Here is a 19,680-nt window from a genome sequence, read left to right as displayed (position 1 = left end):
CCTGATCGCGTACGGTAGTCCGACGAACGCCGAACGTAGCAGCGAGGGAAAAGGGCGGGGCGCGCTTGCCCCAATGGTGGAGAAGACCTTACCGAGCGGGCCGGATCGTCAACGTGTCACCTGCCTCGTCAAAGTCGACGATTACCTCGTCGCCGTCCCTGATGGTCCCCGACAGCAGCTCCTTGGCGAGCTTGTCGCCGATGGCCGACTGGATCAGGCGGCGCAGCGGGCGGGCGCCGTACAGCGGGTCGTAGCCGGTCAGCGCGAGCCAGTCGCGGGCGGCGGGCGTGACGGTCAGCTTCAGCCGCCGGTCCGACAGGCGCCGCGCGAGCCGGGCGACCTGCAGGTCCACGATCTGCGACAGCTCCTCGGTGCCCAGCGCGTCGAACACGATGATGTCATCGAGCCGGTTGAGGAACTCGGGCTTGAACGACGCCCGCACCGCGTTCATGACCGCCTGGCGCTTGGCCTCGTTCTCCATCGTGGGGTCCACGAGGAACTGCGAGCCGATGTTCGAGGTGAGGATCAGGATCGTGTTGCGGAAGTCGACCGTGCGGCCCTGCCCGTCGGTGAGCCGGCCGTCGTCGAGCACCTGCAGCAGGATGTCGAAGACCTCGGGATGGGCCTTCTCGATCTCGTCGAGCAGCACCACGGTGTACGGCCTGCGCCGCACGGCCTCGGTGAGCTGGCCGCCCTCCTCGTAGCCGACGTAGCCGGGTGGCGCGCCGACCAGACGGGCCACGCTGTGCTTCTCGCTGTACTCGCTCATGTCGATGCGGGTCATGGCCCGCTCGTCGTCGAACAGGAACTCCGCGAGCGCCTTGGCCAGCTCGGTCTTGCCGACACCGGTCGGGCCGAGGAAGAGGAACGAGCCGGTCGGCCGGTCAGGGTCGGCGATGCCCGCCCGGGCACGCCGTACGGCGTCGGAGACGGCCTGGACGGCCTGGCGCTGGCCGATCAGGCGCTCGCCCAGCTCGTCCTCCATCCGCAGCAGCTTGGCGGTCTCGCCCTCCAGCAGCCGCCCGGCGGGGATGCCGGTCCACGAGGAGATGACCTCGGCGATGTCGTCGGGGCCGACCTCCTCCTTCACCATCGGCTCGGCCTCGGCCTCCGCCGTCTCGGCGGCCTTGGTGGCCTCGGCGAGCTCCTTCTCCAGGCGGGGGACGTCGCCGTACATGAGCCGCGACGCGGCCTCGAAGTCGCCGTCGCGCTGGGCCCGCTCGGCCGCGCCGCGCGCCTCGTCGAGCCGCTTCTTCAGCTCACCGACCTTGTTGAGGCCGGCCTTCTCCCGCTCCCACCGGCTGACCAGGGCGTTGAGGTCCTCCTGCCGGTTGGCCAGCTCCTCGCGGAGCTTCTCCAGGCGCTGCCGGCTGGCCTCGTCGGTCTCCTTGGCGAGCGCGAGCTCCTCCATCTTCAGGCGGTCCACGCTGCGCTGGAGCTGGTCGATCTCCACCGGCCGAGAGTCGATCTCCATCCGCAGCCGCGACATCGACTCGTCCACCAGGTCGATCGCCTTGTCGGGAAGGAAACGAGCCGTGATGTAGCGGTCGGAGAGCGTCGCGGCGGCGACCAGGGCGCTGTCGGAGATCTGCACCTGGTGGTGCGCCTCGTATCGGCCCTTGAGCCCGCGCAGGATCGCGATCGTGTCCTCGACGGTGGGCTCGCCGACGTAGACCTGCTGGAACCGCCGCTCCAGGGCCGGGTCCTTCTCGATGCGCTCGCGATACTCGTCGAGCGTGGTGGCGCCGATCATGCGCAGCTCGCCGCGGGCCAGCATGGGCTTGAGCATGTTGCCCGCGTCCATCGCGCCCTCGGCGGCGCCCGCGCCGACCATCGTGTGCAGCTCGTCGATGAACGTCACGACCTGGCCGTTGCTCTCCTTGATCTCGTTGAGCACGGCCTTGAGGCGTTCCTCGAACTCGCCGCGATACTTCGCGCCCGCGACCATCGCGCCGAGGTCGAGCGCGACCAGGCGCTTGTTGCGCAGGCTCTCGGGCACGTCGCCCGCGACGATCCGCTGGGCGAGGCCGTCGACCACGGCGGTCTTGCCGACGCCGGGCTCGCCGATCAGCACGGGGTTGTTCTTGGTGCGGCGCGACAGCACCTGGATGACCCGGCGGATCTCGCTGTCGCGGCCGATCACCGGGTCGAGCTTGCCGGCACGCGCCTGCTCGGTGAGGTCGACGCCGTACTTCTCCAGCGCCTGGTAGGTGTCCTCGGGCGTCTCGCTGGTCACCCTGGCGTGCCCGCGGACCTTCTCGAACGCCTCAAGCAGTGCGTTAGGGGAGGCGCCCGCGGCCTTCAGCAGGTCGGCGACCTGCCCGCCGTCGGTGGCGAGCCCGACGAGCAGGTGCTCGGTCGAGACGTACTCGTCCTCAAGCTGCTTGGCCCGCTGCGCCGCGGTGTTGAGCACGGTCAGCAACTGGCGGGAGCTCGACGGCGCGCTCACGGTGGAGCCCTGCGCCTTCGGCAGCCGGCCGAGCAGCTCCTCGGCCTGCGTGCGCAACTGCCGGGGGTCCGCGCCGACGGCCTGCAGCAGCGACCCGGCGATGCCGCCGTTCTGCGCCAGCAGGGTCGTCAGCAGATGCGCGGGCGCGACCTCGGGGTTGCCGTCGGCCGCGGCGCGCCGGACGGCCGCGGACAGAGCCTCCTGGCTCTTCTGAGTGAACTTGTAGTCCATATGTGAATGCCTCGTTTCGCCGATCAGGCAGGTGGCAGTTCGTAGCGGACCAGTGCCCGCAGCATGGCGAGCTCACCCCTGAGCCGGGTGACCTCCTCGTGCAGGCGCATGTTCTCGGTTTCGAGTTCGAGGATGCGCTTGATGCCGGCGAGGTTGATGCCGTGCTCCTGGGAGAGCCGCTGGACCTCGCGCAGAAGCACGATGTCCCTTGTCGAGTACAGCCGCCCCCGCCCTGCCGTACGGCCGGGGCTGACGAGCCCGAGCCGGTCGTACTGGCGGAGCGTCTGCGGGTGCAGCCCGGACAGCTGGGCGGCTACGGAGATCACATAGACGGGGGTGTCGTCGGAGATGTCGAAAAACCTGGCATCCATCGGCTCACTCGCTTCTGGCCTGCTTGATCAGCTCTTCGCGAAGGTCCTGGCCCTCCGTGGCGTTCCTGAACTCCTCAAGGGCCGCGCGGGCCTTGTCGTCGAGGGTCTGGGGCACCGTGACCTGGACGGTGACCAGCAGGTCGCCCTTCGTGCCGTCTTTGCGGGAGGCCCCTCGGCCGCGCACCCGGAACGTCCGTCCGTTGGGCGTTCCCTCCGGGATGCGCAGGGTCACCGGCATCCCCCCGAGCGTTGGCACCTTGATCTCGGCGCCGAGCGCGGCCTCGGGGAAGGTGACGGGGACCGTGACGGTCAGGTTCTCCCCGCTGCGCCCGAACACGGGGTGCGGCTTGACGTGGACCAGCACGTAGAGGTCGCCGGCAGGACCGCCGTTCTCACCGGGCGCGCCCTTGCCCTTGATCCTGATGCGCTGGCCGTCGCCGACCCCGGCGGGGATGCGGGCCTGGATCGTACGGGTGCTCTTGCCGCGCCCGCTGCCCTCGCAGACGGGGCAGGGGTCGTCGACCACCAGGCCCCGGCCGCGGCAGTCGCGGCACGGCTCGGAAAAGGCGAAGTTGCCGAGGTTGCGGCTGGCCGCCCCGGTTCCCTCGCAGGTCGGGCAGACCCGTGGGGTGGTGCCCGCCTTCGCCCCCGTGCCGCCGCAGGCGGTGCAGGCGGCCGAACTGGTGAGCCGGAGTGACACGGTGGTGCCGTCGACCGCCTCGCCGAAGGCGAGCGTCACCTCCGACTCGACGTCCTGGCCGCGCCGTGGGCGGGCGGTGGTCGTGCGCGTGCCCGCTCCGCCCCGGTTGAACAACCCCCCGAACAGGTCCCCGATCCGCTCACCCGACCCCGAGCCGCCGAACAGGTCGCCGAGGTCGAAGTTGAAGTTGCCGCCGGCCCGGGTCCCGCCCGCGCCCGCGTAACCGCCGAGCCCCGACCCGAAGAGCGTGCGCGCCTCGTCGTACTCCTTGCGCCGCTTGGCGTCGGAGAGCACGTCGTACGCCTCGGAGACCTCCTTGAACTTCTCCTCGGTCTCCTTGTTCCCCGGGTTGGCGTCGGGGTGGTACTGGCGGGCGAGCTTGCGGTAGGCCTTCTTGATCTCCTCCGCGCTCGCGGTCTTGGGCACACCAAGGACGGCGTAGTAGTCCTTTTCCAAGTAGTCCTTGGTGCTCATCTATTGCTTCCTTCGCACGAAAGGGGAGTGATTCAGTGTGCCCGCGGCTGTCGTCGCGGGCGCCCTCGCGGGTCTCTCCCGATCTTCGCCGATCGGGAGAGACCTCCGCGCTTTCAGTTCTGGTCCGGTCCGCCGGACTCGCCGGAGCCGGCCGCCGTCTCCTCCGTCGCCGTCTCCTCGCTCGGCTCGGCGACGGCGACGCGGGCGGCGCGCAGGATCCGCTCGTTGATCCGGTAGCCCGGCTGGAGGATCTCGACGCACGTCGGCTCGGTCACCTCCGCCGAGTAGCTGTGCAGCAGGGCCTCGTGGACGGTCGGGTCGAAGGGGTCGCCCTTCGCGCCGTACGCGGTCAGACCCAGCTTGCCGACGGCTGCCTCCAGCGACTCGCTCACCTTCGCGAAGCCGCCGGTGAGCTCGCCGTGGTCGCGGGCTCGGCCGATGTCGTCGAGCACCGGCAGCAGCTCGGTGAGCACGCTCGCGACGGCCTGTTCCCTGACGGCGATCCGGTCGCGCTCGACCCGCTTGCGGTAGTTGCTGAACTCCGCTTGGAGCCGCTGCAGATCGGCGGTGCGCTCGGCGAGCAGGTCCGTCGCGGACCCGTCGGCGGCCGCCGCCGTCGTCTGCGTGCCCGGGTCGCCGGGGGCGCCCTCGGGCGCGTCCCCGGCGGAGTCGCGGGCCTGGCCGGTCTCCGGGTCGATCTTGCGGTTGTCGCGGATCACCGGCTCCTCCTCGGAGCCGTTCTCACGCGGGCTCACTTGCGGCCGCCCTCCCGCTCATCGTCGACGATCTCGGCCTCGACCACGTCCTCGTCGGCCTTCGCCTGCGCGCTGTCCGCGTCCGCGCCGGCCGGGGCGCCCTCGGCGCCGGCCTGCGACTGGGCGTAGATGGCCGAGCCCATCTTCTGGCTGACCGTGGCGAGCTTCTCCGCGGCGGTGCGGATGGCCGGGATGTCGGTGCCCTCCAGCTCCTTCTTCAGCTCGGCGAGCGAGTCGTTGACCTCGGTCTTCACGTCGGCCGGGACCTTCTCGTCGTTCTCGCGGAGGAACTTCTCCGTCTGGTAGGCCAGCGCGTCCGCGTTGTTGCGGACCTCGGCCTCCTCGCGGCGCCGCTTGTCCTCCTCGGCGTAGGAATCCGCCTCGCGCATCATGCGCTCGATGTCGTCCTTGCCCAGGGCCGAGCCGCCGGTGATGGTCATCGACTGCTCCTTGCCCGTGCCGAGGTCCTTCGCCGAGACGTTCACGATGCCGTTGGCGTCGATGTCGAAGGTGACCTCGATCTGCGGGATGCCGCGCGGGGCCGGGGCGATGCCGGTCAGCTCGAAGGTGGCCAGCTTCTTGTTGTACGCCGCGATCTCACGCTCGCCCTGGTAGACCTGGATCTGCACCGACGGCTGGTTGTCCTCGGCCGTGGTGAAGACCTCCGAACGCTTGGTCGGGATCGTCGTGTTGCGCTCGATGATCTTGGTGAAGATCCCGCCCTTGGTCTCGATGCCCAGGCTGAGCGGGGTGACGTCGAGCAGCAGGACGTCCTTGACCTCGCCCTTGAGGACACCGGCCTGGAGCGCGGCGCCGATGGCGACGACCTCGTCCGGGTTCACGCCCTTGTTGGGCTCCTTGCCGCCGGTCAGCTCCTTGACCAGGTCGGACACGGCCGGCATACGAGTGGAGCCGCCGACCATGACCACGTGGGCGATGTCGGAGATCTTGACCCCCGCGTCCTTGATGACCTGGTGGAAGGGGCCCTTGCAGCGCTCGAGCAGGTCGGCGGTGATCCGCTGGAACTCCGCCCGGGTCAGCTTCTCCTCGAGGTGCAGCGGGCCCTCGGAGGAGGCGGTGATGTAGGGCAGGTTGATCGAGGTCTCGGTCTGGGCCGACAGCTCGATCTTGGCCTTCTCGGCCGCCTCGCGCAGGCGCTGGAGGGCCATCTTGTCCTTGGCCAGGTCCACGCCGTGCGCGTTCTTGAAGCGGGTCACCAGCTCGTCGACGACCCGCTGGTCCCAGTCGTCGCCGCCGAGGTGGTTGTCACCGCTCGTGGCCTTGACCTCGACGAACCCGTGCCCGTCCTCCTGCCCGACGTCGAGCAGGGACACGTCGAAGGTGCCGCCGCCGAGGTCGAAGACCAGGATGGTCTGGTCCTTCTCCTTGTCGAGGCCGTAGGCCAGCGCCGCGGAGGTGGGCTCGTTGATGATGCGCAGCACGTTGAGGCCCGCGATCTGGCCGGCCTCCTTGGTGGCCTGCCGCTGGGCGTCGTTGAAGTACGCCGGGACGGTGATCACCGCGTCGGTGATCTTCTCGCCCAGGTACGCCTCCGCGTCCTGCTTGAGCTTCTGCAGGACGAACGCGCTGATCTGCTGAGGCGTGAACTTCTTGCCGTCGATCTCGATCGACCAGTTCGTGCCCATGTGGCGCTTGACCGAGCGGATGGTCCGGTCGACGTTGGTCACCGCCTGCCGCTTGGCGACCTCGCCGACGAGAACCTCCCCGTTCTTCGCGAACGCGACCACGGACGGCGTGGTCCGCGAGCCCTGAGCGTTCGCGATGACCGTGGGCTCGCCGCCCTCGAGAATCGAGACGACGGAGTTGGTCGTCCCCAGGTCGATACCTACCGCACGTGCCATGAGTACGTCCTTGTAGTCAAAGTTGAGTCGGTCAGACTCAAATACTAGCCCCGCCGAGGGGTCTGTCAAACAGCTTGAGTCTATGGGGCTCAACCCTGGAGCGCGCGGATTTCATCCCGTCGTCGCGACTTGTGTGGACTGTTTTGTCTGCCTCGTCCGGGGCCGGAGCCCGGGCGGTGGGCGTGCCCCCCGGCCGCGGCCGCATCCGGCTCGGTTCGGCTCGGTGGCCTACTTCGCGCCGTCCACGACCTTCCGGCCGCCGAGGGGGGCCTTGAGGTGCACCTTCGTGGTCTTCAGGACGGCGATCGCGATGCAGACGGCGTCGGGCGAACGCCGGTCCTGTCCCTCGTACAGGGTGACGGTGACCTCGCGCGCGGTCTCGGTCACCTCGACGTGGTCGAGCACGTTGCAGGGCTCCACCCCGGACCACCACACGACGTCGAGGGACCGGCCGTCGCCGGCGGGGGTGGCGCTCTCCCACGGGACCGTGTGCGGGTTCAGCGTGGGCCCCGCCGGGGTCACGGGAGACGGGGTGCCGCTCGGCGCGCCGGACGGGGCCGCCGGTGCGCCGGTGGCCGTACCCGGCGACTGGGCCGGCGGACGGGAGGGGTGGTCGACCCCGGCGCCGGAGGGGGAGCCCTCGGGCTGCTCGGGTGAGGCCGAGGTGGAGGAGGTCCCTCCGCAGGCGACCACCAGGAAGAGGAGGGCCACGAGCCAGAGCTTTCTCATGCCCCTTACACGGCTGTGAAGGCTCTCCGGTTCACCCGCCGTGATCGCCCTGGGCGCCGCTCCCGGGTCCCGCTTCCGAGGCCCCTTTACGCGGTCGGACGGGTACGTGATCATGTGGGGAGCCGCTGGACGGGCCGCATGCCACGGCACGGATTCGAGAGGGACGCGGATGCGCAAGGCCACGGGGGCCGCAGCTCTGCTCGCAGGGCTGGCCGCCGTCGTCCTCGCCGCGCGCTGGATTGACGTTCCCGGCCTTCTCGCGCGCCTACCGCCCGGCGGCGTGCTCGCCCTCGGCGGGCTGGTCCTGTTGCTGGCCGGGCTCGTACTGCTGGCCACGAACTCGAGGTCCACGCGGACGTCGCCCTCCCCGATGCGGGTGCTGTCGGTCTGGTGGATCGTCGGCGGCCTCATCGGCGTCGCGGTCTCGACCTGGATCGCCACGACCGCCCTCACGGCGATCGCGGGAGCGGATCCCGCACTTCGGCTGGACGCGATCAAGAGCGGCTTGACGGTGGGCGCGGGAGCTGCCGGAGGCGTGGCGCTCCTCCTCGCCGTCCGCCGCCAGTGGCTGGGTGAGCGCACGCAGGTCTACCAGGAGTACGACGCGACGGAGAAGCGGGTCACCGAGCTCTACTCGAAGGCCGTGGACCAGCTCGGCTCCGGCAACCCGGGCGTGCGCATCGCAGCCATGTACGCCCTGGAGCGGCTGGGCCGGAACAACCCTGAGCACCGCCAGGCCGTCATGGATGTGCTCTGCGCGTACCTGCGGGCCCCCCTGCCGGGAGGCGCGGCGGGTGACGCGGCGGACCGGGCACGCGAGCCGGCCGGGGGCGCGGGCGACATCGGGGACCACGCCCCGGGCCAGGAGCACTCGCCGGACCTGGAGGCCCGTCTCACCGCACAGCGGATCGTCGTCCGCCATCTGAAGTCCTCCGGTGGCGCGTCCGGCGAAGGCGACGACGGCGATCACTGGCCGGGCGTCGCCGTCGACCTCACGAGAGCGTCTCTGGTCGACTTCGACGTGAGCGGCAGCGAGGTCGAGGCGGCGAGCTTCGAGCAGGCGGTCTTCTCCGGCAGGACGGACTTCACCGGCTGCCGCTTCCGCAGCAGGGCGGTCTTCACCGGCGCCGAGTTCCGGGGCTTCGCCGACTTCGGCGCCGCGGCGTTTTTCGGAGCGGACTTCACGGGAGCCGAGTTCCGGGGCGGGGCGGGCTTCGCGTACGCGTTGTTCAGGTTCGACACCGACTTCCGTGAAGCGACGTTCACGGACGCCGACTTCAGCGGGGCCCGCTTCGGCACGGCGAGGTTCACCGACGCGAGCTTCGATGGCGGCCTCACGAGCTTCGAAGACAGCGAGTTCTTCCTGGGGCACTTCGAAGGCGTGGCCTTCGAAGGCAGCTTGAACTTCGGCTTCGCGATCTTCCGCTGCGGTGTTCGTTTCCGCTATTCGGACTTCGCCGGTCCCGCCTCCTTCGAAGGGACGTTCTTCGGCCGGGCCGGTTTCCGGCACTGCGCGTTCCTCGACGACGCGTCCTTCGCCGGTACGGCGTCGCGCGGCATCGCGTACAAGACCGACCCCGGGGCGGCCGCCGTGCATTTCGAAGCGGAGCACGAAGGCGTGTCAGTCGTCCGGCGCAGCATCAGAGCGCTTACGGTTCGGGTTCAGGGAAGGGAACCGCGCGGCCTCCAACGTCTGGACGTGGCGGACACGCACTTCAAGGGCTCTGTGAATTTCGACGGCGCCGACATCGGCGGCGGTGACCTGTCCGGTGTCACCTTTCCGCGCACCACCGCGGTCGCGCGCGTCTGGCCTCCGGCATGGTGCGAGATACCGGATCCGGCGGACCCCACCCGTGGCACTGTGGCCCGATCCGCCGGTGCGCCGCGACCGTAGCCGGACTCCTCGCGATCGACGGCCCTCACCGGTGTGATCCGGTCGGCAGAGGAGGCTTCTCGACCGGGCGCCGATGATCCCGTGCGCCGCCACCGAGCAGCCGATCACGCGTTGACGCGCCCCTGTCGCGGGTCTAATTTCATCACATGATGAATTTATCGGATCCCGCGATCGCCGTACGGGATCTGCGGGTGGTCAGGGGCGGGGCGGAGGTCCTGCACGGCCTCACCTTCGAGGTGCCCCGAGGGCAGGTCACCGGCCTGCTCGGGCCGAGCGGCTGCGGCAAGACGACGCTCATGCGGGCGATCGTGGGCGTCCAGATCGTGTCCGGCGGCGAGGCGAGGGTGCTCGGCGAGCCGGCCGGGAGCGCGGGCCTGCGCCGCAGGATCGGCTACTCGACGCAGAGCCCGGCGGTCTACCGGGACCTGACCGTGCTGGAGAACCTGCGCTACTTCGCCGCCGTGCTCGGCGCGCCGAAGGACGACCCCGAGCGGGTGCTGGCCGAGGTGGGGCTCGCCGGTGCCGCCCGCCAGCTCGGGTCCACGCTGTCCGGCGGCCAGCTGGGCCGCGCCGGGCTCGCCGTGGCGCTGCTCGGCCGTCCGGAACTGCTCGTGCTGGACGAGCCGACGGTCGGGCTCGACCCCGTGCTGCGGCAGGAGCTGTGGACGCTCTTCCACCGCCTGGCAGAGGGCGGCACCACGATCCTGGTCTCCAGCCACGTCATGGACGAGGCCGCGCGGTGCGAGCGGCTGATCGTGCTGCGCCAGGGGGAGATCCTCGCCGACGAGACCCCCGGTGCCCTGCGCGCGCACACGGGCACGGCCGACCTGGAGGAGGCGTTCCTGCGCCTGATCGAGGAGAGGGCGGCGGCATGAGTGTCGCGATCACCCTCGCCACCGCAAGGCGGATCATGACCCAGCTCCGCCACGACCGGCGGACGGTGGCGCTGATGGTCCTGGTGCCCACGCTGGTGATGATCCTGCTCTACTACGTGATGGACGACGAGCGGTCGTTCGGCCGCTGGGCGCCGATCCTGCTGTGCGTCTTCCCCTTCCTGGTGATGTTCCTCATCACCTCGATCGCGACCCTGCGCGAGCGCACGTCGGGCACGCTGGAGCGGCTCATGGCGATGCCGCTCGGCCGGCTCGACCTCCTCCTCGGCTACGGCCTCGCGTTCGGGCTGGCGGCGTGTGCCCAGGTGGCGCTGGCACTGGCCGTCTCCCTCACCTGGCTGGGCCTGGACCTGCCGGGCCCGCTGTGGCCGCTGGTGCTCGTCGCCCTGCTCAACGCCCTGCTCGGCACCGCGCTCGGCCTGCTGTGCAGCGCGTTCGCCCGTACGGAGTTCCAGGCCGTGCAGTTCATGCCGATCGTGATGATCCCCCAGATCCTGCTCGGTGGGATCCTCGTGCCGCGCGGGCAGATGGCGACCGTGCTGGAGTGGATCTCGGACGTGCTGCCCATGTCGTACGCGATCGAGGCGATGGCGCACGCGGTCGCGGACGCCGACCCGGGCGGCGAGTTCTGGCGCGACGTCGTCGTGGTGGCGGGGTCGGCCGTGCTGGCCCTTCTGCTCGGCGCCGCCACGCTGCGCCGCCGGACCTCCTGACCGAATCCCCTTGAGCGCCGCCGTACGCCTCAGGTAACGAGGCTCAGCTAACGAGGCTCAGCGCGTTCGACGGCGCCAGGCCGAGGGGCTGGTTCCGTGGGCGCGCTTGAACGCCACGCTGAAGGCGAACGCGTCCTCGTAGCCGACCTCGCGGGCCACGGCGGCGACGGTGGCGTCGGTGTCGCTGAGCAGATCGGCTCCCAGGGCCATCCGCCAGCCGGTGAGGTAGGTGAGCGGGGGCTCGCCCACCATGCTCCTGAAGCGCGCGGCGAAGGCGGCGCGGGACATGCCGGCCCCGGCCGCCAGCTCGGCGACCGTCCACCGATGAGCGGGACGGTCGTGCAGCAGGCGCAGCGCCTCGCCGACGGCGGGATCGGCCAGCGCCCCGTGCCAGGAGGGGAGCGGAGCCTCGGGCCCGGCGCACCAGGCCCGCAACGCCAGCACGAGCACGAGGTCGAGCAGCCGGTGGAGGACGGCGTCCTGGCCCGGTTCGTCGCGGGCGACCTCGGTGGCGAGCAGGTCCAGGGCCGCCCGGGTGCGCGGCCCGGACGGCACGACCGCCAGCGGCGGCAGCATGCGCAGCAGCCGGACGCCGGCCTCGCCGCGCACTTCGCAGGCGCCCCTGAGCATGATCGTGGCCCCGGGCAGGCCGTCGCCGTAGGTGCGCGGGCCCAGACTCCGCTGCGCCCCGACCGCCCCCACCCCGGCCGCCCCCTCGCCGCCGACGACGTGTTTCCTGTCCCCGTGGATCACGGCCTGCGGCGGGGTGGCCGGACTGTCGGCGATCGTGTGCGCGTGCGGGCCGCCGATGAGGGCGATGTCGCCCGGGGCCAGGCGCACCGGGGTGACGCCGGCGTCGTCGAGCCGGACCGACGCGTGGCCGCCGAGCGCGGCCACGACGGTGAGGGGAGGGGCACCGGTGAAGGCCAGCGCCCACGGCGGCCGCTGGATCAACTGCCTGACCGTGGCGTTCCTGGCGTGAGCCCGGTGGAGCAGATCGCTCAGCACGTCCATGCCGTCACGGTAGACGATCACAAATGGATGATGGATGTTCTCCCATGGATCGTCTTGGCTTCCCCCGGTTTGCTTGAGGCATGGAGAAGATCCTCGTTCTCGGCGGCACCGGCAAGACCGGTCGTCGCCTCGTCCGGCGCCTGAAGGCCGCCGGTATGCGGGCCCGTACGGCATCCCGCACCGGCGGGGACGTGCCCTTCGATCTGGGCAGACCGGAGACCTGGGGTCCCGCGCTCGGCGGGGCCGCCGCCGTCTACATCGTCGAGCCCGACCTGCGGCCGGGCCTGGACCGCCGGGCGCGCGTCCCCGCTCTCGTGGCCGAGGCGGTGGCCGCGGGCGCACGGCGGCTGGTGCTGCTGTCCGCCCGCGGTGTGGGCGAGGCCGGTGACGATCACCCTCTGAAGTCCGCGGAGCAGGCCGTGCGCGACTCGGGCGTCGGCTGGACCATCCTGCGGCCCGACTGGTTCGCGCAGAACTTCAGCGAGGCCTTCTGGCGGCAGGGCATCCTCGCCGGGGCCCTGGCCCTGCCCACCGGCGACGGGCGCACCCCGTTCGTCGACGCCGAGGACATCGCCGAGGTCGCCTCGGCGGCGCTGACGCACGAGCGCCACAGCGGCCGGATCTACTGTCTGACCGGCCCGCGGGCCATCGCCTTCGGCGAGGCGGCCGGCCTCATCGGCAGGGCCACGGGGCGCACGATCCGGCACGTCGACGTCGATCCCGAGGTCTTCGTGGAGCGTCAGGTCGCGAACGGCGTCCCGTCCGACGTCGCGCGGCTGCTCACGGGCCTCCTCCTCGACATCCGCGACGGGCGGGGCGCCGCGCCTTCCGACGGCGTGGAACACGCCCTCGGCCGGCCGCCCAGGCGGTTCGAGGACTACGTCGCCGAGACCGCCGCAGCGGGACACTGGGACTGACCCTTTCGGCCGGCGCGTGGCGCAGCGCGTTCGGCTCCGCGAGGCAGGGTCGGTAAGCTGCGGGCAGATCCCGGCAGATCCCGGCACAGCCCAGAAGAGGTGCAGCAATGATCGCGATTCTCGGGACCGGAAAGATGGGCGAGGCCCTGCTCTCCGGGCTGGTACGCGCCGGTCTGCGGCCGGACGAGATCGTGGCGACGGCCCGCAGGCCAGAGCGGGCCGAGGCGCTGCGCGAGCGGTACGGCGTGCGGGTCGCGAGCAACGCCGAGGCCGCCAAGCTGGCCGACACGGTGATCCTCGCGGTCAAGCCGCAGGACATGGGCGCACTGCTGACCGAGATCTCCCCGCACGTGGCCGCCGACCGGCTGGTCATCTCGGTGGCGGCAGGCATCACGACCGCGTTCGTGGAGGCGAGGCTCGGGGACGGCGTGGCGGTCGTCCGCGTCATGTCCAACACGCCCGTCCTGGTGGACGAGGCCATGAGCGTCATCTCGGCCGGGGCGCACGCCTTCGAGGAGCACCTCAAGCGCACCGAGGAACTGCTCAGCCCGGTGGGCAAGGTGCTGCGCATCCCCGAGTCGCAGCAGGACGCCGCCACCGCCCTGTCCGGCAGCGGCCCGGCGTACTTCTTCTATCTGGTCGAGGCCATGGTCGACGCCGGGATCCTGCTGGGCATGCCGCGCGCCGCCGCCCTCGACATGGTCACCCAGTCGATCGTCGGCGCCGCGATCATGCTGCGCGACTCGGGGGAGCACCCGGTGATCCTGCGCGAGGCCGTGACCTCGCCGGGAGGCACCACGATCTCCGCCATCGCCGAGCTGGAGCGCCACAAGGTGCGGGCCGCGTTCCTCGACGCGATCGAGGCGGCCTGCGAGCGCAGCCGGCGTCTCGCCGCCGGCTGACCTCGGCGCTCCCTCCCGGAGCCGCCCCGGTTGCCGCACTATGCCCTGCGGTGACCGGCGTTCCCGGGACGGCGGATGACCACCGCTTTACGATTGGCGGGTGACGTCTCGTCGCGGGGTCGTCCCCCTTCTCGCCGTCCTGCTCGCCGCCGGATGCACGTCCTCGGAACCACAGAAGGCCCCGGTGGCCGAGGTCACCAGAACCACCGTCAGCGAGGTCGTCGAGGCCCCGGCGACGGTGGGCGCGCGTGCGACGGCGACCCTGACCGCCCCCGCCTCCGGCACGGTCGCCCGCCTGTACGTCCAGGACGGCGACACGGTGAAGAAGGGCCAGATCCTCGCCAGGATCAGCTCTCCGCAGGCCAGACAGCAGCTTTCGGCCGCGCGGAAGGCCGACAGGCAGGCCGCCCGGCCGGTGTCCTTCGGCAGCGGCGCTCCGGTCGGCGTACGGCTGCCGCGCCTGCGGCTGCCGAGCTCGCTCGACGCGCACGTCGCCCGGTCGTTCGCGCAGGCGAGGAAGGCGGCCAGGTCGATCGGCGACCGCACGGCCAGGGCCCGGCTGCTGGCCGCCGTCGACGCCGCGGACAAGGGTCAGCGGGCCCGGCGGCGGGCGCTCGACGAGGTGCTCGACGGGCTGACCCGCTCGCTCGACCAGACGCTGTCGCAGGTGAGCGGCCAGGTGAGCGCGGGGATGAGCGGGCTGAGCGCGTCCATGGCGTCCCTGCGGGCCGCGTCGAGGTCGCAGACCAGGGCGGCCGTGCACGCGGCCGAGCGGGCCGTGGACGCCCTGGTCGTCAGGGCGCCGTTCGGCGGCGTGGTCACGCTCGGCGGCGCGTCCTCCGCCGCGGGCGCGGGCGGCCTCGGCGCGCTGGTCTCGCAACTGCCGGCCGGGCCGGCGAGCCAGGCGGCCGCCGCGGCCGCCGCTCCCGCCGGCCGTTCCGGGGGGACGATCGCCACCGGGGTCCCGGTGGCCGCCGGCGATCCGATCGTCACGGTGACCGACGTGTCGGTGCTCACGTTGTCCGCCGACGTGGACGAGACCGACGTGCTGCTGGTGCGCAGGGGCACACCGGCCGAGGTCGAGTTCGACGCGGTGACCGGCGCGACGTACACCGGCAGCGTGACGGGCGTGGGGGTCACCCCCAAGGAGGGCGCGACCGGCGGGGTCAGCTATCCCGTACGGCTGCGCCTGGGCCGGGGCGCCTACGACGACGGCGGCGCGGCCCCCGCGCCCAAGCCGGGGATGAGCGCCGTGGTGCGGCTGGCCGTGCGCCGCTCGGAGAACGCCGTCGCCGTGCCCGCGTCGGCGATCGTGACGAGCGGCAGGGAGACGATCGTGTGGGCGGTGCGCGGCGGCAGGGCCGAGCGGCGGGTCGTCCGGCTGGGCGCGCAGGGCGACGCGGTCGTGGAGATCCTCAGCGGGGTGTCCCCCGGTGAGCGGGTGGTCGTCAGGGGCGCCGACGCCGTACGCCCCGGTCAGTCGCTGTCGTGAGCCGCGACGAGCGCGCCGCCGGGCCCGCCGGCGCGTCCACCGGCGCGTCTGCCGCCGGGCCGGCCGCGGCGGCGACGCCGGGGGCGACCGGCGAACCCGTCCCGGCGTTCGAGGCGATCGGCCTCACCCGCTCCTACCGCCTGGACGGCGGGGTGCTGGTCGACGCGCTGCGCGGGGTGAGCCTGCGCATCGGGCAGGGGGAGTTCGCGGCGATCGCAGGCCCGTCGGGCTCGGGCAAGTCCACACTGATGCACCTGCTGGGCTGCCTCGACCGGCCGACCTCCGGCACGCTGCGGGTGAACGGGGTGGACGTCGCGACGCTCGACGACGCCGGACTGGCCGAGCTGCGCAACCGCACGATCGGCTTTGTGTTCCAGTCCTTCCATCTGCTGGCCCGCACGTCCGCGCTCGACAATGTTGCGCTGCCGCTGGTCTATCGGAGCGTGTCCCGCGCCGAGCGCAGGGAGCGGGCCGGGGCGGCGCTGGAGGCGGTCGGGCTCGGCCACCGGCTCACGCACCGGCCGTCCCAGATGTCCGGCGGTGAGCAGCAGCGGGTGGCGATCGCCCGGGCGCTGGTGGGCGATCCCCGGGTGCTGCTGGCCGACGAGCCCACCGGCAACCTCGACACCCGCAACGGCGAGGAGGTGATGGGCCTGCTCGAACGGCTCAACGAGGGCGGCGTCGCCGTCGTCCTCGTCACCCATGACGCCGAGGTCGCCGCCCGGGCCCGTCGCCGGATCCACGTACGCGACGGCCGGATCGAGCGCGACACATGAGGACGGCGTCATGAGGACCGCCGAGGCGCTGCGGATGGCGGTGGAGGCGCTACGGGTCAACCGGCTGCGCAGCACGCTGACCATGCTCGGTGTGATCATCGGCGTGTTCTCGGTCGTGATCCTCGTCGCCATCGGCACCGGGGCCAAGAACGCCGTCGAAAAGGAGATCTCGGGGCTCGGCAGCAACATCATCCTCGTGGTCCCCGGCCAGGTGGGGCTGGGCGCGGCCCCCACGCAGAGCCGCCTCGACCTGTCGGACGTCGCGTACGTGCGGCGCGTGGTGGGCGACCCGTCGAGGGTGACGGTCGCGGTGAACTCCGGCGAGCCGGTCCGGGTGGGCCGCGTGGAGGTGTTCGCCACGCTCACCGGGACCGACGAGAACATGCCCCACGTCTTCGACCGGCCGCTGCGCCGGGGCCGCTATCTCAGCGAGACCGACGTGGACACGCGGCGGCGCGTGGTGATCCTCGGCTCGGAGGTCGCGGCCAAGCTGTTCGGGGACGTCGATCCGATCGGCCGCCAGGTCACGATCGCGGGGGTGCGGTTCCGGGTGATCGGCGTCTACGAGACCGTCGGATCCACGTTCGGGGTGGCTCGGGACCAGGAGGTGCACCTGCCGGTCACCACCGCCCAGCGGCTGATCGGGCTGCCGAGGATCAACGGCATCGCCGTCGGCGCCTCCGGCCCGGACGAGATCGAATCGCTGCGGCAGCGGGTCGTGGCCGCTCTGGACGCCCGCTACCCGGGCGAGACGTTCTCGGCCGTCACACAGACCCAGCTCCTCGGCACGATCGGCACGGTCCTCGGCATGCTGACCGGCGTGCTGGCCGCCATCGCGGGGATCTCCCTGCTGGTCGGCGGCGTCGGGGTGTCCAACATCATGCTGGTCGGAGTCAGGGAGCGCACCAAGGAGGTCGGCCTGCGCAAGGCCCTCGGCGCCCGTGGCCGCGACATCCTCGGGCAGTTCCTCATCGAGGCCGTGCTGCTGACCACGATCGGCGGTGTGATCGGCATCCTGACCGGGGTCGGCGGGGCGCTGCTGATCCAGGCGGTCTCGCCGGTGCCCGCGTCGATCACGTGGTGGTCGATCGTGCTCGCCTTCGGGGTCTCCGCGGCCGTCGGCGTCTTCTTCGGCGTGGCCCCCGCCCGGCGGGCGGCCAGGCTCGATCCCGTCGTCGCCCTGCGTACGGACTGATCGGGGCACGGACTGATCGGGGCACGGACCGAACGGCCGGGTGAACGCCGGTGACGGCCTTTGCGGTACCGTCGCCGCATGAGTCAGGCGGTGCGGGTCGTCTGGGACGACGCTCTGGTTTCGTACGATTTCGGGCCCGGCCATCCGCTCGCGCCCGTACGCGTGGAGCTCACCATGGCGCTCGCCCGCGACCTGGGCGTGCTCGACGGCACTGAGACGACCGGCTGCGCCCCCGCCACCGAGGACGAGATCGCGCTGGTGCACAACCGGGACTACATCGAGGCGGTCAAGAACGTCTCGAAGGACGGCCGCCCGGACCTGCGCTACGGGCTCGGCACCGAGGACAACCCCGCCTTCGTGGGCGTTCACGAGGCGTCCGCCCTGGTCACCGGCGCGTCGCTGGCCGCCGCCAGGGCGGTGTGGACGGGTGAGGCCGAGCACGCGGTCAACGTCGCGGGCGGGCTGCACCACGCCATGCCCGGCGCCGCCAGCGGCTTCTGCGTCTACAACGACCCGGCGGTCGCCATCGCGTGGCTGCTGTCGCAGGGCGCGACGAGGATCGCGTACGTGGACGTGGACGTCCACCACGGCGACGGCGTGCAGGCCGCGTTCTACGACGACCCGAGGGTGCTCACGATCAGCCTGCACGAGAGCCCGCGCACGCTGTTCCCCGGCACCGGTTTCCCGCAGGAGACGGGGGCGGAGGGCACCGCGGTCAACGTGGCGCTGCCGGCCGGATGCGGCGACACCGGGTGGCTGCGCGCCTTCCACGCGGTGGTCCCGCCGCTGCTGCACGCCTTCGCGCCGCAGATCCTGGTCACCCAGCAGGGCTGCGACAGCCACGCCCTCGACCCGCTGGCCCATCTCATGCTGAGCCTGGACGGGCAGCGAACGGCGTACGCCGCGCTGCACCGGCTGGCCCACGAGACCGCCGGCGGCCGGTGGGTCGCGGTGGGCGGCGGGGGATACGAGCTGGTCCAGGTCGTGCCGCGGGCGTGGACGCATCTGATCGCCGAGGCGCTGGGGCGCCCGGTCGAGCCGTCGACCGCCACGCCGGACACCTGGCGGACGTACGTGGGCAAGCGCACCGGGGAGGTGCCCCCTCTGACCATGACCGATGGGCGGCACCCGCAATGGCGGGACATTTCGGAGGGGTACGATCCAGCCGACGCCGTCGACCGGGCCGTCATCGCGACGAGGAAGGCGGTGTTCCCCTTCCACGGCCTGGACCCCATGCCCTGAGAAGTACGGAATCACGCCGAGCAGAGGAGCGCTGTACCTGCCGTGACCCCTCCCAACCGAGCCGAGTTGCGCGAACATCTCGTCCGGACCGCCATCGCGGGTGACGTGGCGACCAGCCGCGAGAACAACCTCGATCACTACCGGTCGCTCGCGCTGCGCGACCCGCACTACCTCTTCGGGCTCACCTTCGAGGGCGAGTGGTCCTACCGCGAGGTGCTGGCGCTGATGGCCGACAAGGTGGGGGTGGCGGCCGACCCCGGCCACCGCGAGGGCCCCGACACCATCGACCCCGAGCGGACGATCGACGCCGTCGAGGAGATGGGCGAGCGGATCGCCAAGGTGCTGCGGCGCGGCGCGCCCCGGATCGTGCTGGCCACCGGTCACCCGACCGGCCTGCTCACCGTCCACCTCGCGCTGGCGCGGTTCCTCGCGGACAACGGGGCGACCCTGCTCTTCCCGGCCGAGGGGTGGACGTACGTCGGCGGTCTCGGCCGCCGCAGGGAGATCCGCTACCTCGACGGCGTGGCGATGCTGGAGGACCGGGGCACGTTCGTGCACACCCACGAGGCGGCGCCGATGGAGGCGATGCTCGCCGAGGAGCGGCCCGACTTCGTGATCGCCGACCACGGCTGGGCGGGGGCGGCGGGCGAGGCCGGGATCGAGACCGTGGGCTTCGCCGACAGCAACGACCCCGCACTGTTCGTGGGCGAGGCGGAGGGGAAGATCGCCGTCGCCGTGCCTCTGGATGACAATGTGCTTCCCCGCTTCTACGCTCCGTTGACGGCGTACCTGATCGGCCGGGTCGCCCGCAGCCTCTGACCCCCCTTCCGGACCTCCCAAACCGGGATTTTCGCGCCCGTTTTTGCGCGGGTGTGTCGACCGTTTGCCAACTTTTTCGTGTGCCTGGGCGACTCTAATGTGAGAGAAGTTGGTCCGTTCCAAGGTTGAGGCGAGGGGCACGGTCCGGCTGCTGCCAGCGACTTTCCCGATTTTCGGGGGATACGGCTCCGTTGGTTGACCGAATGAGGGGTTTGCCTACTCGGAGTCCGGACTTACGCTGACGGCAGTACA

17 protein-coding genes are annotated in these 19,680 nt (G+C 71.7%); 10 read left to right on the top strand and 7 right to left on the bottom strand.

Annotated features, from left to right (window positions below; translation table 11 throughout):
• Nucleotides 1-88: 88 nt before the first annotated feature.
• The 6 genes from clpB to FLX07_RS01585 form a co-directional block, all read right to left on the bottom strand.
• Nucleotides 89-2,680: an ATP-dependent chaperone ClpB gene (clpB, locus tag FLX07_RS01610; protein WP_142567617.1), complete on the bottom strand. Its 2,592-nt coding sequence runs from the start codon at nucleotides 2,678-2,680 to the stop codon at nucleotides 89-91.
• Between the two features lie 23 nt (nucleotides 2,681-2,703).
• Complete coding sequence (locus tag FLX07_RS01605) at nucleotides 2,704-3,051, bottom strand: heat shock protein transcriptional repressor HspR (RefSeq protein ID WP_142567616.1); 348 nt, start codon at nucleotides 3,049-3,051, stop codon at nucleotides 2,704-2,706.
• Between the two features lie 4 nt (nucleotides 3,052-3,055).
• Nucleotides 3,056-4,225: a molecular chaperone DnaJ gene (gene dnaJ, locus FLX07_RS01600; RefSeq protein ID WP_142567615.1), complete on the bottom strand. Its 1,170-nt coding sequence runs from the start codon at nucleotides 4,223-4,225 to the stop codon at nucleotides 3,056-3,058.
• 113 nt (nucleotides 4,226-4,338) lie between these two features.
• Nucleotides 4,339-4,980: a nucleotide exchange factor GrpE gene (gene grpE, locus FLX07_RS01595; RefSeq protein ID WP_142567614.1), complete on the bottom strand. Its 642-nt coding sequence runs from the start codon at nucleotides 4,978-4,980 to the stop codon at nucleotides 4,339-4,341.
• Nucleotides 4,977-6,842 carry a molecular chaperone DnaK gene (dnaK, locus tag FLX07_RS01590; RefSeq protein WP_142567613.1) on the bottom strand — a complete coding sequence of 622 codons (1,866 nt, stop codon included), beginning with the start codon at nucleotides 6,840-6,842 and terminating at the stop codon, nucleotides 4,977-4,979. The genes grpE and dnaK overlap by 4 nt, the downstream gene beginning before the upstream one ends.
• 228 nt (nucleotides 6,843-7,070) lie before the next feature.
• Nucleotides 7,071-7,571: an RAD23 family protein gene (locus FLX07_RS01585; RefSeq protein ID WP_142567612.1), complete on the bottom strand. Its 501-nt coding sequence runs from the start codon at nucleotides 7,569-7,571 to the stop codon at nucleotides 7,071-7,073.
• A 169-nt stretch (nucleotides 7,572-7,740) separates the two neighbouring features.
• Between FLX07_RS01585 and FLX07_RS01580 the strand changes: the two genes are divergently transcribed.
• The 3 genes from FLX07_RS01580 to FLX07_RS01570 all read left to right on the top strand — a co-directional run bounded on the left by FLX07_RS01580 (nucleotide 7,741) and on the right by FLX07_RS01570 (nucleotide 11,071).
• Nucleotides 7,741-9,465, top strand: coding sequence for a pentapeptide repeat-containing protein (locus tag FLX07_RS01580; protein ID WP_142567611.1), 1,725 nt, complete (start codon nucleotides 7,741-7,743; stop codon nucleotides 9,463-9,465).
• A 146-nt stretch (nucleotides 9,466-9,611) separates the two neighbouring features.
• Entirely contained in the window at nucleotides 9,612-10,340 is a 729-nt protein-coding gene (locus tag FLX07_RS01575) for an ABC transporter ATP-binding protein (RefSeq protein WP_223852888.1), read from the top strand.
• A complete protein-coding gene (locus FLX07_RS01570; RefSeq protein ID WP_142567610.1) occupies nucleotides 10,337-11,071 on the top strand; it encodes an ABC transporter permease in 735 nt (244 codons plus the stop codon). Before FLX07_RS01575 ends, FLX07_RS01570 begins: the two co-directional genes overlap by 4 nt.
• Before the next feature lie 57 nt (nucleotides 11,072-11,128).
• Here the strand turns inward: FLX07_RS01570 and FLX07_RS01565 are convergent, their stop codons facing one another.
• Entirely contained in the window at nucleotides 11,129-12,085 is a 957-nt protein-coding gene (locus FLX07_RS01565) for an AraC family transcriptional regulator (protein WP_142568071.1), read from the bottom strand.
• Nucleotides 12,086-12,165: 80 nt separating this feature from the next.
• Here FLX07_RS01565 and FLX07_RS01560 point away from each other — a divergent pair, with 80 nt between their 5' ends.
• From FLX07_RS01560 to FLX07_RS01530, 7 genes are all read left to right on the top strand, one after another.
• Complete coding sequence (locus tag FLX07_RS01560; RefSeq protein WP_142567609.1) at nucleotides 12,166-13,002, top strand: NAD(P)H-binding protein; 837 nt, start codon at nucleotides 12,166-12,168, stop codon at nucleotides 13,000-13,002.
• Nucleotides 13,003-13,109: 107 nt separating this feature from the next.
• Nucleotides 13,110-13,904 (top strand): pyrroline-5-carboxylate reductase, encoded by a 795-nt coding sequence (gene proC / locus FLX07_RS01555; protein ID WP_142567608.1) that lies wholly within the window; start codon nucleotides 13,110-13,112, stop codon nucleotides 13,902-13,904.
• A 100-nt stretch (nucleotides 13,905-14,004) separates the two neighbouring features.
• Nucleotides 14,005-15,396: an efflux RND transporter periplasmic adaptor subunit gene (locus tag FLX07_RS01550; protein ID WP_142567607.1), complete on the top strand. Its 1,392-nt coding sequence runs from the start codon at nucleotides 14,005-14,007 to the stop codon at nucleotides 15,394-15,396.
• The gene (locus tag FLX07_RS01545; RefSeq protein WP_142567606.1) at nucleotides 15,393-16,172 is read left to right on the top strand and encodes an ABC transporter ATP-binding protein; all 780 of its coding nucleotides are present in this window, start codon (nucleotides 15,393-15,395) and stop codon (nucleotides 16,170-16,172) included. The genes FLX07_RS01550 and FLX07_RS01545 overlap by 4 nt, the downstream gene beginning before the upstream one ends.
• 10 nt (nucleotides 16,173-16,182) lie before the next feature.
• Nucleotides 16,183-17,367: an ABC transporter permease gene (locus FLX07_RS01540; protein ID WP_142567605.1), complete on the top strand. Its 1,185-nt coding sequence runs from the start codon at nucleotides 16,183-16,185 to the stop codon at nucleotides 17,365-17,367.
• A 78-nt stretch (nucleotides 17,368-17,445) separates the two neighbouring features.
• Nucleotides 17,446-18,609 carry an acetoin utilization protein AcuC gene (locus tag FLX07_RS01535; RefSeq protein ID WP_142567604.1) on the top strand — a complete coding sequence of 388 codons (1,164 nt, stop codon included), beginning with the start codon at nucleotides 17,446-17,448 and terminating at the stop codon, nucleotides 18,607-18,609.
• Nucleotides 18,610-18,651: 42 nt separating this feature from the next.
• A complete protein-coding gene (locus FLX07_RS01530; protein ID WP_142567603.1) occupies nucleotides 18,652-19,428 on the top strand; it encodes a phosphatase in 777 nt (258 codons plus the stop codon).
• Nucleotides 19,429-19,680 lie beyond the last annotated feature (252 nt).

This window comes from Microbispora bryophytorum (genome assembly GCF_006874465.1).
In the GTDB taxonomy this organism is placed as follows: Bacteria; Actinomycetota; Actinomycetes; order Streptosporangiales; family Streptosporangiaceae; genus Microbispora; species Microbispora bryophytorum.
This window is presented reverse-complemented; position numbering and strand designations above follow the sequence as displayed.

What these genes read in the sequence shown, in the direction of transcription:
- FLX07_RS01575 (WP_223852888.1), top strand. Translation starts at nt 9,612, where the DNA reads ATGATGAATTTATCGGATCCCGCGATCGCCGTACGGGATCTGCGGGTG.
- FLX07_RS01585 (WP_142567612.1), bottom strand. Translation starts at nt 7,571, where the DNA reads ATGAGAAAGCTCTGGCTCGTGGCCCTCCTCTTCCTGGTGGTCGCCTGC.
- dnaJ (WP_142567615.1), bottom strand. Translation starts at nt 4,225, where the DNA reads ATGAGCACCAAGGACTACTTGGAAAAGGACTACTACGCCGTCCTTGGT.
- FLX07_RS01535 (WP_142567604.1), top strand. Translation starts at nt 17,446, where the DNA reads ATGAGTCAGGCGGTGCGGGTCGTCTGGGACGACGCTCTGGTTTCGTAC.
- proC (WP_142567608.1), top strand. Translation starts at nt 13,110, where the DNA reads ATGATCGCGATTCTCGGGACCGGAAAGATGGGCGAGGCCCTGCTCTCC.
- clpB (WP_142567617.1), bottom strand. Translation starts at nt 2,680, where the DNA reads ATGGACTACAAGTTCACTCAGAAGAGCCAGGAGGCTCTGTCCGCGGCC.
- FLX07_RS01605 (WP_142567616.1), bottom strand. Translation starts at nt 3,051, where the DNA reads ATGGATGCCAGGTTTTTCGACATCTCCGACGACACCCCCGTCTATGTG.
- FLX07_RS01570 (WP_142567610.1), top strand. Translation starts at nt 10,337, where the DNA reads ATGAGTGTCGCGATCACCCTCGCCACCGCAAGGCGGATCATGACCCAG.
- FLX07_RS01540 (WP_142567605.1), top strand. Translation starts at nt 16,183, where the DNA reads ATGAGGACCGCCGAGGCGCTGCGGATGGCGGTGGAGGCGCTACGGGTC.
- FLX07_RS01565 (WP_142568071.1), bottom strand. Translation starts at nt 12,085, where the DNA reads ATGGACGTGCTGAGCGATCTGCTCCACCGGGCTCACGCCAGGAACGCC.
- FLX07_RS01560 (WP_142567609.1), top strand. Translation starts at nt 12,166, where the DNA reads ATGGAGAAGATCCTCGTTCTCGGCGGCACCGGCAAGACCGGTCGTCGC.
- FLX07_RS01580 (WP_142567611.1), top strand. Translation starts at nt 7,741, where the DNA reads ATGCGCAAGGCCACGGGGGCCGCAGCTCTGCTCGCAGGGCTGGCCGCC.
- dnaK (WP_142567613.1), bottom strand. Translation starts at nt 6,842, where the DNA reads ATGGCACGTGCGGTAGGTATCGACCTGGGGACGACCAACTCCGTCGTC.